The sequence below is a fragment of the Streptomyces sp. NPDC002076 genome, from assembly GCF_053593835.1.
In genome coordinates, this window is the sequence record NZ_JBSFDI010000011.1 from 1 (window position 1) to 12,714 (window position 12,714).

Below are 12,714 nucleotides of genomic sequence, written 5' to 3' on the forward strand. Positions count from 1 at the left end.
ACCGCGGCCAACTCCCCACCCATCACACCCGGTCAACGGCACACCCGATCAAACGGACACGCCACCGGCGAGTGAACCTGACCAAGCCCTACTAGCCGCTCGGCCCCAGATCGTGGCGTTGTCGTCATCCAGTGCTCGCGTCATACGAAAACCGTAGAGGCGATCACTGACAATTGGCCTGACCTGCGAAGAGGGTCGCATGACAGAGGAGTTGACCGTGCCGCGCCCCGTGGGATGACGCCGGCGCGCGGCACGGATGAAGGGTACGGGACCGGCGGGCCCGCCTGCGCCTACTGGCCGACCAGGCCCGGCTGGAGCGTCTGGGTGAACAGCACGGTGCCGTCGTATTCGCGCAGCCGTACCGTCAGTTCGCCGCTGTCGCCGTCGATGTCCACCTCGCCGAAGAACTGGTAGCCCTGAGCCGGCGACACGTTGGAGGCGGTGGGCGCCTTGACGAACACCCGGTCCGGGCCGAACGTGCCGTCCAGCGCGTTGGCCGGGAACGCACCGGCGTTGAGCGGGCCGGAGACGAACTCCCAGAACGGCTCGAAGTCCTTGAACGCGGCCCGCGAGGGGTCGTAGTGCTGGGCGGAGGTGTGGTGCACGTCGGCCGTCAGCCACACCGTGCCGGTGATCCGCCGGTGCTTGATGAACCGAAGCAGCTCGGCGATCTGCAGTTCACGGCCGAGCGGAGCGCCCGGGTCGCCCTGCGCGACGGCCTCGAAGTTCGGCTTGCCCTCGACCGGGTCGGGCACGACAAGGCCGAGCGGCATGTCGTTGGCGATCACCTTCCACACCGCGCGGGACTTCGTCAGCTCCCGCTTCAGCCACTCCAACTGCTCCCGGCCGAGGATGCCCACCGGGTCCGTGGTCTGGTTGTCGGGGGAGTTCGCGTTGCGGTAGGTGCGCATGTCGAGCACGAACACGTCGAGCAGCGGGCCGTGGTGGACGACCCGGTAGATCCGGCCGTCGGGGCGCTCGCTGATGGTCGAGATCGGGAAGTACTCGGAGAACGCCTGCCGGGAGCGCAGCGCCAGGTCGTCGAGCCTGGTGCCGGCCGGGTAGGGGGTGCCGGCGCCGATGACCTCGCCCGGGTACCAGTTGTTGCGGACCTCGTGGTCGTCCCACTGGATGATGTTGGGCACCTGGGCATTGAACCGGCGCAGTGCCGAGTCCAGCAGGTTGTAGCGGAAGTTGCCCCGGTAGTCGGCCAGGGTGGTCGCGACGTGCGACTTCTCCTCGGTCGTGACGTTCCGGTAGACGCTGCCGTCGGGCAGGGTCGCGGTCGCCGCGATCGGGCCGTCGGCGTAGATGTTGTCGCCGCTGCACAGGAAGAAGTCGGGGTCGACCTTCGCCATCGCGTCGAAGATGCGGTAGCCGCCGATGGACTCGTTGATGCCCCAGCCCTGTCCGGCCAGGTCGCCGGACCAGACGAACCGCACGCCCTGGCGGCGGCGGGCGGGCGCGGTACGGAAGGTGCCGGTGACCGGCTCGCTCGTGCGGCGCGGGTCGTCCGGGTCGGCGAGCAGCACGCGGTAGTGGATCTGCTCGCCCGAGGGCAGGCCGTGCAGCCGGGTGGTGCCGGTGAAGTCCGTGCCGGAGCCCAGCAGCGGACCCTGCAATCTGTGCGGGTTGCGGAACGACTCGGTGGCCGAGGTCTCCACGATCATCCGGGCCGGCCGGTCCGAACGCACCCACACCAGGCCGGAGTCGGTGGTCACATCGCCCGCCTGCACACCCCAGCTCGCCTGGGGGCGCCCTGAGCGGGCGAACGCCGGGGCCGCGCCGAGGCCGACGGGCAGGGTGAGGGCCGCCGACGCGGCCAGGGAGCCGCGCAGAACACTGCGGCGGCCGGGGAACGGACGGTCTGACATGGCTGCGCCTCCAGGCAAGGGATCCGGCCAGTGTGCAGAGCCACACCTACTGGCACGCTGCGGCGCGTGCGGAAACCCGGAGTGAACAACGAGACCTGGTCGCTCCGTACGACCGCACCCACGCGCACGTGAGTGTGCCCGGAACCGGAACCGGAGCCGGAGCCGACGGTCGCCGGGCCCGGCAGGCGAGGGCACGTTGCGGTCGGCATGGCGCCCGTACTGCACACGGCTCGCCTGCGCAGGCTGGCCCGGCCCATGCGGAACGGTTCGATGCCGGCGGCCACTGTCGGTCCCACAGTGCGGCTGCCCCACCGGCGCCCGGAACCGGCCCCCTTCGGCGAGCCCGGTCCCGCCCGCCGCCGGGGGATCGCCGCCGGCCGCCCGTTCAGCGGCTGCCGTCCAGAATCACCCGGGCGACCAGCGCCGGGTCGTCGTTCATCGGGCAGTGGCCGCAGCCGGGCAGCCGTATCAGCCGGGCGTGCGGGATCAGCTGCTTGGCGCGCACGCCCTGGCGGCGGACGAGGAGCCGGTCCCGGGTGCCCCAGGCCACCGTGACCGGCAGACCGGGCAGGGCGTCGGTGAACCGGACGGTGGTGCCCGCCCGCAGCGTCGCGTCGAACCCGGTGGCCCCCACCAGTGCGAGCGTCTCGGCGACCACGGCCTCGGGGGCGCGGCGCGCGGGCCGCGCGTAGATGGTGCTCGTCAGCGCGGTACGGCCGGCCGCCGTGCGCGACAGCCGCTCCACCAGCGGCAGCGGGAGCCGCTGGGCTATGCCCCGCATGGCGAGCAGCACCGAGAAGGCGTACCGGCGCTCGGCCTCCGTCCAGAACCCTGCCGGTGAGAGGGCGGTGACGGACCGTACGAGCTTGTCCCGGCCGAGTTCCAGGGCGAGCAGGCCGCCCAGCGAGTTGCCGGCGATGTGCGGCCGGTCCAGCTCCAGCGCCTCGAACAGGGCGCCGAGCACCGAGTTGGTGGTGGGCAGGTCGTAGGCGAGGCCGTCCGGCAGGCCCGGGGACGCGCCGAAACCCGGCAGATCGACGGCGATCACGTCGCGCTCGGTGGCGAGGATGTCCACGACCGGGTCCCAGGCCTGCCGGTGATGCCCGATGCCGTGCAGCAGGACCAGCGGTTCGCCGCGTCCCACGCGCGCGTAGGACACGGTCACGTCCTTCGGGCCGTGCTCGGTGGGGACCTGGAAGGAGGCGGTGGCGGACATGGGGGTGCTCCTCGTCTGGGTGCTGCGGACGCCGTAGACAGCTTGTCAGCAATTGCTACCGGCCGGTAGCCCCCGGTGGGCGTACGTCCGCGCTCGGTGGAGGTCAACCCGCCCGGCGCACCTCGATGTTGAAGTCGGCGGTCCCCAACTGCCGCATCATGGTGAGCCACAGCGGCAGATACATCTCCGTCGCCCTCGCCGCCTGGATCCCGCCCAGGTCCAGCACCCGCTCGGCCGGCCAGCCGAACTCTCCGAGCAGCGCCTTCACTTGCTCCTTGGCCCCGGCGTCCTCACCGCACACGAACAGGTGGTGCGCGCCCGGCACGCGGCCCGGATCCACCATCACCTGACAGTTCACCGTGTTCAGCGTCTTCACCACGCGCGCGTGCGGAAAGGCCCGCTGGATCTGTTCGCCCACGCTGTCCGACTCCACCGGGTCCAGCCGCGGCTGGCCGTCCTCGAAGGCCAGCGGATTGGAGACGTCCACCACCACCTTGCCGTCGAGGTGCTCCGCGCCAGCCGCACGCAGGGCGTCGAGCGCCACCCGGCCGCCCACCGCGTTGATGACCATCTCGGCCGAGCCGGCCGCCTCCGCGAATGTGCCGGCGCGAGCCCGCTCGGCGCAGGCCGTGGCCCACTCCAGCGCCACCGGGTTGTCCTTCACGCGCGATCCCAGGGTCACCTCGTGCCCCAGCTCCAGCAGCCTGCCGCCCAGTGTGCGGCCCACCTCGCCCGTGCCCAGCACCGCGTACCGCATCGGCCACCTCCCGTTGTCGGCCGCCGACTTCCGGCGGCTCATGGTCATTGTGATCCCGCACCGGCGCCGGACGGTTCGATTCCGGGTGGACAGCCCCGGCGCGTGTCGGATGGGATGGAGCGGTGACCACACAGACCGCGACCGATGTCTTCGAAGAGCACCGCCCGTTGCTCGTGGGCGTCGCCTATCGCATGCTCGGCCGTGTGGCCGACGCCGAGGACGTGGTCCAGGACGCCTGGCTGCGCTGGTCCCGCGCCGAGCGCGCGGAGGTCCGCGAACCGCGCGCCTACCTGGTGCGCATCACCACCCGACTGGCCATCGACCGGCTGCGCCAGGTGCAGACGCGCGGCGAGGCGTACGTCGGGCCGTGGCTGCCGGAGCCGTATCTCACCGAGTTCGGCGACGCGGCCCCGGACGCGGCGGAGCACGCCGTGCTCGCCGACAGCGTCTCCCTCGCCCTGCTGGTCGTCCTGGAGTCGCTGTCGCCCCTGGAGCGGGCCGTCTTCGTGCTCAGGGAGGCGTTCGGCTACCCGTACGCCGAGATCGCCGCCCTGCTCGACCGCGGCGAGCCGGCGGTACGGCAACTGGCCGCGCGGGCGCGCCGGCACGTCGACGAACGGCGGCCACGCTACGACGTCGACCCCGCCCAGCGACGCGAGCTGACCGAACGTTTCCTCGCCGCCGCGGCCGACGGCGACCTCGACGGGCTCATGTCCCTGCTCGCCCCGGACGTCCGCCTGGTCGGCGACAGCGGCGGCAAGGCCAAGGCGCCCCTGCGAATCCTGCACACCGCCGACAAGGTCGGCCGGTTCCTCGTCGCCGTCGCGCAGCAGTCCGCGGCGGCCCTGTCCTACCGCTTCCTGGAGGCCAACGGCGGCCCGGCGCTGCTGGTCGTGTCGGCCGGAGAGCCCGAGAGCCTGGTCCAGGTGGACGTCGTCGACGGCCGCGTCACGACCGTGTACATCGTCCGCAACCCGGACAAGCTACGGCACCTCGCCGACGGCTGAGCCGTACTCCGCCGCACCACACGCGCCACGCCGGCCCCCGTCCTGTGGCGGGGGCTTTGCCGCGATGTCACACGGACCGCGGCTCACGAACGCCTCATGAACACGTTGCGGCAGGCCGGGCGTGTGTCGCGCAGGGGATCGAGGATTGGTCTTGACCAAGGGTGCAGGCCGCCCTATGGTCGCAGAGAAGTGCAACAACCTTTAATAAACAAGGGCGCTAAAAACCGCCGGACCACGGCTCTTGCGGAGGACAGGGTGGGGACCACGCAGCTGGAATCGGTGCCGGAACCGAAGTACTGGCACCTCAAGACCGTGCTCAGCGAGGCATTGGACTCCGAGTTCTCGGTCGGGGAGATCCTGCCCAACGAGCGTGACCTCGCCGCCCGCTTCGGCGTGGCCCGCGCCACGCTCCGCCAGGCCCTCGAACAGCTCGAGCTGGAGGGCCGGCTGCAGCGCCGCCGCGGCGTCGGTACGACCGTCGCGCCCCCGCGGGTCGGCGTCGCCGTGGGCACCGAGCAGCACGTCTGGCCGGGCGCCGCCTCGGACGCCTGGCAGCCCGTCGACTCCGAGCAGGCGCTGCCGCCGGCCGCCGTCGCCACGGCCCTGGAGACCGGCGCGGACGAGCCCGTGCACATCGTGCGCCGCTCCCGGATGTCCCACGCTCAGCGGGTCGCCACCGAGCTCCTCTACATCCCGGTGACCTCCGTCCCCGACCTCACCGCGATCGACGCCCCGTCCGGCCCGGCACGCGCGCGTGCGGTGCTCCGCGAGCTCCAGCACCTCACGCTCGAGGGCCAGGACCGCGCCGTCGAGCTGGGCTCCGCCCGCGCCGACGACGCCAAGGACCTCGACCGGCTGCCCGGCTCCCCGGTCCTCGTCGTCACCACCCGCTTCTTCGCCGGGGGCCGCACCGCCGCCCTGTCCGTCGCCACCTACCGTGCCGACACCTGCCGGCTGACCTTCGGCGACTCCCCGGACATCGAGATACACCACGACCCGGAACGCCAGGCTTCCTGAGTACCGGACACCTCTTGACCGCCGGGCGGGGCAGCCGACCTCAGGGGCGCGGGGAACTGCGCGACCGGCCACGAGGGCGCCGCAGCGGCGCGACGACCGCGCCCGGCATGGCGAACGCCCAGGGTCGCGTCACCGCACGGCGAACGCCCGGGGTCGCGTCACCGCACGGCGAAGGCTCAGCGCCGAGTCGCTGAGCCGTCCACCGCGAACAACTGCTCCTCGACGTGGTCCAAGGCCAAGCGCAGCGCCCCCGTGGCCACGGCCGCCTCGCCCAGCAGGGACAGCGCCACCTGGGGCGGACGCAGGCAGTAGCGGGCCAGTTCGCGGCGCAGCGGTTCCAGGACACCGTCCAGGCCCGCCGCCCACCCGCCGATCACCACCAGCTCGGGATCCAACGCCAGCACCAGCGCGGCCACATCGTGCACCAGCCGCTGGATGAACCGCTCGACCGCCGCCCGCGCGCGCTGGTCACCTTCCCGGGCCAGCGCGAACACCTCGGCGACCGCCTGCTCGTCCAGCGGGTGCAGCGGCTCGTCGGTGGTGGACAGCAGCGTCTCCGGAGTCGCCTCCCGGCCCAGCAGATGCAGCGCACCGATCTCCCCGGCCGCCCCGCCGTAGCCGCGGTGCAGCCGCCCGCCGATCAGCGAGCCCGCGCCCGGACTCAGCCCGGCCAGCACGAACACCACGTCGTCCGACTCGGTCGCCGCGCCCTTCCAGTGCTCGGCGACGGCCGCCGCGTTGGCGTCGTTCTCCACCAGCACCGGGCACTTGAAGGAGCGGCTGAGCCGCTCACCCAGGTTCAGGCCCGTCCACTGCGGCAGCGCCGTGCTCAGCCGTACCGTGCCGTCGGCCTCCACGATCCCCGGCGTGCCCACGCCCACGGCCCGCAGCGAGCTGCGGGCGACCCCGGCACGGCGCAGCAGTTCGGCGACCGCGCCGCGCAGCCTCTCCAGCCGCTCGTCCGCCGGCGCGGTCTCGTCGACCTCCTTGGCCTGGGCCCCCAGCACCCGCCCGTCCAGGTCGGCCAGCAGCGCGGCGACCCGGTGCGGCCCGATCTCCAGGCCCAGCAGATGCCCCGCCTCGGCCCGGAACCGGAACCGGCGCGCGGGCCGCCCCTGGCGGCGCGCCGTGCCCTCGTCGGCCGCGGTCTCCACGACGAGCCCGCCCTCGATGAGCCCTTCGACGACACCCTCGACGGTCGGCCGGGACAGTCCGGTGACCCGGGTGATCTCGGTGAGCGTCGCGCAGTCCGTGGTACGCAGGGCGTGCAGCACCACCGCGGAATTGATCCTCCGCAGCAGTGAGGGATCGCCGCCGGTCAGCTGCGCCACCGTCCGTCCTTCCAGCTCGCGGGCGTGTTGGGCGGATCGTACTCGGCCCGGCGCACCCCCGGCGAGTGCCGGGTTCCGCTTGGCCGGCCCGGCTCACCCCGCCTCGACGAACCCCGACTCGTACCCCGCGATCACCGCCTGGGTGCGGTCGCGCGCGCCGAGCTTGGCCGGTACGGCGCTCACATGCGACTTGACCGTCTCCGTGCCCACGAGCAGCCGGGCGGCGATCTCGGCGTTCGGCGGCCCAACCACCGTTCGCAGCACCACGCGCGCTCTGGACCGCCCGGGCGTCTGACAGCCCGCCAATTGTCAGTGGTGCCCGCTTTACTGGATCACATGGACATCGCGATTCACCTCGCTGTGATCGACCGGTTGTGCGGCCGGGAGTTCCCGGCGGAGCAGGGCCGGTCCGAGTCGGGCACGGCAGGACCCGGTTACGCCACCGTGGTGTTAGCGACGAGCCACGGGGTGCGAGTGGGCCATGCCTCGGTGCGGGAGCGGACCGCCGCCGAATTCCAGGCGTACCGGGAGGCCGTAGCGGAGCGGCTGCACGACCGCTGGGGCCGTCAGCCGCCGTGGGGCCAGCTCACGGTGCGCCTGCGCCTGAGCCGGGGCGAGGAGATACCGGAACCTTGGGCCACCCTCAGCCTGCTCACCGACGAGCTGGACGTGTGGCAGTTGGCGGAGGCCGGCCGCTGGGTCGCCGTCGGCGTCGCCGACCGGGACCGTGCGGACGAGATACGGCTCCTGGCCGCCGTCACGGAGATACCTCCGCCGTGACCACCGGCCTTGACGTACTCCTCGGCGGTCAGCTCGTCGGACCGTTCCGAGGTGGACGGCTGCCCTGCTCTGCCCTCCCGGGAAGAGGGCAGTCGCATCCCCTGGTGCCTCAGCTGCCGGCAACCTCGGAACATCCGGTCCGGAGTGCTACTTCGGGGTGTTCTTGTCCGTGGCAGGCAGCTTGACCGTCTCTGTGGAGTCGGTCCAGTTGTACAACCACTCCTTGCGAACCTGCACGCTGCTCGCCCAGGGGAACAGGCTCTCGGACAAGCCGATGATGCGGTCCGCCATGGTGTCCAGGGCCTTCTGCACATCGGTGCCCCGGATGTTGACCCCCTTCAGAGCGCGCGGCACCTCGAACTCGAAGCTCAGGCGCAGGGTGCGCGGCGTTCCTTCGTGCTCTGACGTATTCCCTCCCTCGTGGCAACTGCCATCTCCCGGGAGGGTACGGGAATCTGACGAGACTTCATCGGGCCTACGAGAGAAGGGTACTTTGATGAAAGGTGGACTCCGTGAACAGCGCCAGATCCGCGCGTGCGATCAGCCGGTGCAGCCGGGGACGGACCCGGGTCACGGTGGAGTGGTCCAGCGTCAGCGCGGTGCCGGAGTCCATGAAAACGCCGCCCCCATTGTTGGCGCCAGTGCCGTTGGTGATGGTCAAGCGGGTCAGTTGTACCTGGGCCGTTCCGAAGATCGTCACGACGCTGCCGGTGTGGTTGCCGTCGAGTGTCGCACCGCGGCCCGTGAGAGTCAGGCTTTTGGTGATGACGAAGTTGCCGGTGCAGGTGCCGCTCACCTGCAGCATTGATCCGGCACTGGCGTTGTTGATCGCGGCCTGGAGATCCTGGGCCGGGCACCGCACCCGGATCACCGGCGCCGCCTGGGCCGGGACCACGCCGACCAGGCCGGCCGCTGCCGTCATTGCCGCGACGGTGGCTGCGGTCAGCACCCGTCGGCTCCGCGCCACTCGGGCTGTACGCAGAGACATCGTGATCCTTGTGCGCTCATCGGGCCCTTTTGGACCCGCCTACCGCGCAACGTAAATGGGTGAAGATCAGCCCGGTCGGCCGCCACATCGCCCCGGCCCCCGGGACGGCCTGAGCCAACGACCGGGATGGTCCAGCCGGCCGCTGCCCCGGGCCAGTCCCGCTGGTGTGTCGATTCTCCGGGCGGGTGGTCACTCGGCGGGGATGTGGCCCCCGGGTAGTTGGTGGTGCTGCTCCTTGCCGGGGCCCTGAGTGGCGGTGACGTGGTCAGCCGGGGTCGCCGTCTCCTCCGCCAGGCGGGCGGCGTCCACGGGAAGATCAGCCAGCCACGGGACGGCCCGAGCCAGCGAGGGGAATGGCCCAGAAGGCCCTCCACGGCCCGCTGTCCGACTCGCGCGATGTGGTGCCCGGTGGTCACGCCCCGTCGATGTGGGGCCGGACCTGCACCGTGAAGGCGGCGTCTTCGGGGCCGGCGCCTTCCTGGCCCTCCCAGACGGTCACGCGCACGTGCTGCTGGCCGGTGCCGCTCACGGTCCACTCGGTCACCAGGTCGGTGACGACGAGGGCGGCGACGTACTCGGCGTTCTCGGCCGGGTCGTCGGTGGTGATGGTCCCCCGCCACCGGTCGGGGTGGTCACCGTAGGGCCGCCAGCCGGCGGAGCCGTGCGGCTCGTCCACCCGGTACACCCAGTCCGTCTCGGTGCTCATGTCACCGATCCTGCCACTACTCCCAGGACTGGATCCCCTGCCACGGGCACGGGGATATCCCTGCCATGGCCACCTAGGTCTGGGCAGCGACCCGGAGCCGCGCGAACTCCTCCGCCATCGTCGCCGCCGTCCAGTGTGCGTTCAGCCCGCTGGGATTGGGCAGCACCCACACACGCGTCTCCCCGATGACCCGCTCCTGCGGTCCCACCTGGGCCTTGCGGTCGCCGAACGCGGCCCGGTACGCGGTCACCCCGACCACGGCGAGCCACCGCGGCCGCAGCCGCGTCACCTTCTCGGTCAGCAGCCGCCCGCCCTCGACGTACTCCTCGGCGGTCAGCTCGTCGGCCCGCGCGGTCGCCCGCGCCACGACGTTCGTGATGCCCAGTCCGAACGACAGCAGCTCCTGCTGCTCGGCAGGCTTCAGCAGCCTCGGGGTGAAACCCGACAGGTGCAGCACCGGCCAGAAGCGGTTGCCGGGGCGGGCGAAGTGGTGGCCTGTGGCCGCCGTCATCAGACCGGGGTTGATTCCGCAGAACAGTACCTGCAGACCGCCCACGACCACGTCCGGTACGAGACGGTCGCGGGCGGCCTCCAGTTGGGCTGGGGTGAAGCGGGTCAGAGGATCGCTCCGGGGGTGTAGCCGGCGGCCTCCGGGTGCTGCTTGACGAGCTCCTCGATCCGGCCGACGACGACCCCGACCTGGTCGGCGGCGGCGCCGGTGAAGGACAGCTTGTCGGCCATCAGGGCAGCCAGCTGATCGCGGTCGAGGGGCAGCCGTTCGTCGGTGGCGAGCTTGTCGAGCAGGTCGTTGCGCTCGGCGCCCTGCTCGCGCATCGCCAGCGCGGTGGCGACGGCGTTCTCCTTGATCGCCTCGTGCGCGACCTCGCGGCCCACACCGGCCCGCACCGCGCCCATGAGCACCTTGGTGGTGGCCAGGAACGGCAGGTAGCGGTCCAGCTCGCGGGCGATGACCGCCGGGAAGGCGCCGAACTCGTCCAGGACCGTCAGGAAAGTCTCCAGCAGACCGTCCAGTGCGAAGAACGCGTCCGGCAGCGCGACCCGGCGCACCACCGAGCAGGACACGTCGCCCTCGTTCCACTGGTCGCCCGCCAGCTCGCCGGTCATGGAGGCGTAGCCGCGCAGGATGACCATGAGGCCGTTGACGCGCTCGCAGGAGCGGGTGTTCATTTTGTGCGGCATGGCGGAGGAGCCGACCTGGCCCGGCTTGAAGCCCTCGGTGACCAGCTCGTGCCCGGCCATCAGCCGGATCGTCTTGGCCAGGGAGGACGGGGCTGCGGCCAGCTGGACGAGTGCGGTGACGACCTCGTAGTCCAGCGAGCGCGGGTAGACCTGGCCGACCGAGGTGAAGGCCTGGGAGAAGCCGAGGTGCCCGGCGATCCGGTTCTCCAGGTCCGCCAGCTTCGCAGCGTCCCCGCCCAGCAGGTCCAGCATGTCCTGCGCCGTGCCGACCGGGCCCTTGATGCCGCGCAGCGGGTAGCGGGCGAGGAGCTCCTCGACCCTGCCGTACGCCACGAGCAGCTCGTCGGCGGCCGTCGCGAAACGCTTGCCCAGCGTCGTGGCCTGCGCGGCCACGTTGTGCGAGCGGCCGGCCATGACCAGCTCGGCGTACTCGCCGGCCAGCTTGCCCAGACGCGCCAGCACGGCCACCGTACGGTCGCGCATCAGCTCCAGCGAGAGCCGGATCTGCAGCTGCTCGACGTTCTCGGTGAGGTCGCGGGAGGTCATGCCCTTGTGCACGTGCTCGTGCCCGGCGAGGTCGTTGAACTCCTCGATCCGCGCCTTCACATCGTGCCGGGTGACCTTCTCGCGCTCGGCGATCGAGGCCAGGTCGACTGTGTCGAGGACACGCTCGTAGTCGGCGATCGCCTCGTCCGGCACCTCGATGCCGAGGTCCTTCTGGGCCCGCAGCACGGCGAGCCAGAGCTGCCGCTCCAGCTTCACCTTCTGCTCGGGGGACCAGAGCGTGGCGAGCTCGGCGGAGGCGTAGCGTCCGGCGAGGACGTTCGGGATGCGGGGCTTGGCGGGCGCGGCGGAAGTCACGTGTCCAGATTCTACTGGTGGTTTGTGCAGGCCAACGCCATGGCCCTGTTCGGCGGAAGCTACGAGAGGCCCGTCACGTGGTCATGACCGCGACGCTACGCCTGAGCCTCGTACGGCAGCAGTTCCGGGCGCTTCGGCGGGCGGCCGTCCCCGGAGGAGCGGCCGGTCAGACGCCGGCCTATCCACGGCAGCAGATGCTCCCGGGCGAACTGCACGTCCGCGATCCGGCGTGTCACCCAGTCCGGCGGCGCCGTGGCCGGCATCGGCACATGCCACTCGGTGTCCTCCGGCTCGTGTCCGAGCGTCTGCCAGACGGCCTCGGCGACCCGGCGATGCCCCTCCGCCGTCAGATGGAGCCGGTCCACGTCCCACAGCCGGGGGTCGCCCAGCGCGGGCGCCCCGTACAGGTCGACGACGACCGCGCCGTGCCTGTCGGCCAGCTCCTCCACGCAGGCGAACAGCTCCTCCATGCGTGGCCGGAACCGCTCCAGCACCGGGCCCTGGCGGCCGGGGCTGCGCATCAGCACGAGTTGCTTGCAGGACGGTGCGAGGCGTTCCACGGCCTCGGTCAGCAGGCCCTTGATCCGGCCCATGTCGCACTTGGGTCGCAGGGTGTCGTTGAGCCCGCCGACCAGTGTGATCACGTCGGCGTTCATGGCCGCCGCCACGTCCACCTGCTCGTCGACGATCTGTCCGATGAGCTTCCCGCGCACGGCCAGGTTGGCGTACCGGAAGCCCTGCGTGCGCTCGGCCATCCGCGCGGCGAGCAGGTCGGCCCAGCCCCGGTAGGAGCCGTCGGGCAGCAGGTCCGACATGCCCTCGGTGAAGGAGTCACCGACCGCGACCAGGCTGCTGTAAGGGGGAGGTGTGGGATTCGTCTGCATGGCGTGAGCGATGGTATCCCGGCTCCATACCCGCCGGTCGGTCACCCCGGGAACACCCGGGACCGGCCCTCGGGTTCGGCCGGTCGCCCGGGA

General features: G+C 71.8%; 13 protein-coding genes and 1 pseudogene. 3 read left to right on the forward strand and 11 right to left on the reverse strand.

Annotated elements, in window-relative coordinates:
• Positions 1–290 precede the first annotated feature (290 nt).
• The 3 genes from ACWCQS_RS23185 to ACWCQS_RS23195 all read right to left on the reverse strand — a co-directional run bounded on the left by ACWCQS_RS23185 (position 291) and on the right by ACWCQS_RS23195 (position 3,847).
• A complete protein-coding gene (locus ACWCQS_RS23185) occupies positions 291–1,874 on the reverse strand; it encodes an alkaline phosphatase D family protein (RefSeq protein ID WP_451006203.1) in 1,584 nt (527 codons plus the stop codon).
• A gap of 385 nt (positions 1,875–2,259) precedes the next feature.
• The gene (locus tag ACWCQS_RS23190) at positions 2,260–3,090 is read right to left on the reverse strand and encodes an alpha/beta fold hydrolase (protein WP_450987443.1); all 831 of its coding nucleotides are present in this window, start codon (positions 3,088–3,090) and stop codon (positions 2,260–2,262) included.
• A 103-nt stretch (positions 3,091–3,193) separates the two neighbouring features.
• Positions 3,194–3,847, reverse strand: coding sequence for an NADPH-dependent F420 reductase (locus ACWCQS_RS23195; RefSeq protein WP_451006451.1), 654 nt, complete (start codon positions 3,845–3,847; stop codon positions 3,194–3,196).
• Positions 3,848–3,969: 122 nt separating this feature from the next.
• Between ACWCQS_RS23195 and ACWCQS_RS23200 the strand changes: the two genes are divergently transcribed.
• Complete coding sequence (locus tag ACWCQS_RS23200; RefSeq protein ID WP_451006204.1) at positions 3,970–4,854, forward strand: RNA polymerase sigma-70 factor; 885 nt, start codon at positions 3,970–3,972, stop codon at positions 4,852–4,854.
• Between the two features lie 255 nt (positions 4,855–5,109).
• Positions 5,110–5,871 (forward strand): GntR family transcriptional regulator, encoded by a 762-nt coding sequence (locus tag ACWCQS_RS23205; protein ID WP_451006205.1) that lies wholly within the window; start codon positions 5,110–5,112, stop codon positions 5,869–5,871.
• 176 nt (positions 5,872–6,047) lie between these two features.
• Here ACWCQS_RS23205 and ACWCQS_RS23210 read toward each other — a convergent pair whose 3' ends face one another.
• A complete protein-coding gene (locus ACWCQS_RS23210; RefSeq protein WP_451006206.1) occupies positions 6,048–7,202 on the reverse strand; it encodes an ROK family transcriptional regulator in 1,155 nt (384 codons plus the stop codon).
• Between the two features lie 93 nt (positions 7,203–7,295).
• Positions 7,296–7,478: pseudogene (locus tag ACWCQS_RS23215) on the reverse strand (LuxR C-terminal-related transcriptional regulator); the annotation flags it as partial.
• A 60-nt stretch (positions 7,479–7,538) separates the two neighbouring features.
• On the opposite strand from ACWCQS_RS23215, the gene ACWCQS_RS23220 reads away from it, so the two are divergent.
• The gene (locus tag ACWCQS_RS23220) at positions 7,539–7,982 is read left to right on the forward strand and encodes a hypothetical protein (protein ID WP_451006207.1); all 444 of its coding nucleotides are present in this window, start codon (positions 7,539–7,541) and stop codon (positions 7,980–7,982) included.
• 147 nt (positions 7,983–8,129) lie between these two features.
• On the opposite strand, the gene ACWCQS_RS23225 is transcribed toward ACWCQS_RS23220, so the two are convergent.
• The 6 genes from ACWCQS_RS23225 to ACWCQS_RS23250 all read right to left on the reverse strand — a co-directional run bounded on the left by ACWCQS_RS23225 (position 8,130) and on the right by ACWCQS_RS23250 (position 12,621).
• A complete protein-coding gene (locus ACWCQS_RS23225) occupies positions 8,130–8,336 on the reverse strand; it encodes a hypothetical protein (RefSeq protein WP_451006208.1) in 207 nt (68 codons plus the stop codon).
• Positions 8,337–8,457: 121 nt separating this feature from the next.
• Positions 8,458–8,931: a hypothetical protein gene (locus ACWCQS_RS23230; RefSeq protein WP_451006209.1), complete on the reverse strand. Its 474-nt coding sequence runs from the start codon at positions 8,929–8,931 to the stop codon at positions 8,458–8,460.
• A gap of 451 nt (positions 8,932–9,382) precedes the next feature.
• On the reverse strand, positions 9,383–9,676 hold the full coding sequence (locus ACWCQS_RS23235) for a hypothetical protein (protein WP_451006210.1): 294 nt from the start codon (positions 9,674–9,676) through the stop codon (positions 9,383–9,385).
• Positions 9,677–9,749: 73 nt separating this feature from the next.
• Positions 9,750–10,295, reverse strand: coding sequence for a G/U mismatch-specific DNA glycosylase (mug, locus tag ACWCQS_RS23240; protein WP_451006452.1), 546 nt, complete (start codon positions 10,293–10,295; stop codon positions 9,750–9,752).
• Entirely contained in the window at positions 10,292–11,737 is a 1,446-nt protein-coding gene (gene purB / locus ACWCQS_RS23245; protein ID WP_451006211.1) for an adenylosuccinate lyase, read from the reverse strand. The genes mug and purB overlap by 4 nt, the downstream gene beginning before the upstream one ends.
• Positions 11,738–11,832: 95 nt before the next feature.
• Positions 11,833–12,621, reverse strand: a complete 789-nt coding sequence (locus ACWCQS_RS23250) for an SGNH/GDSL hydrolase family protein (RefSeq protein ID WP_451006212.1) — start codon at positions 12,619–12,621, stop codon at positions 11,833–11,835.
• Positions 12,622–12,714: the final 93 nt, after the last annotated feature.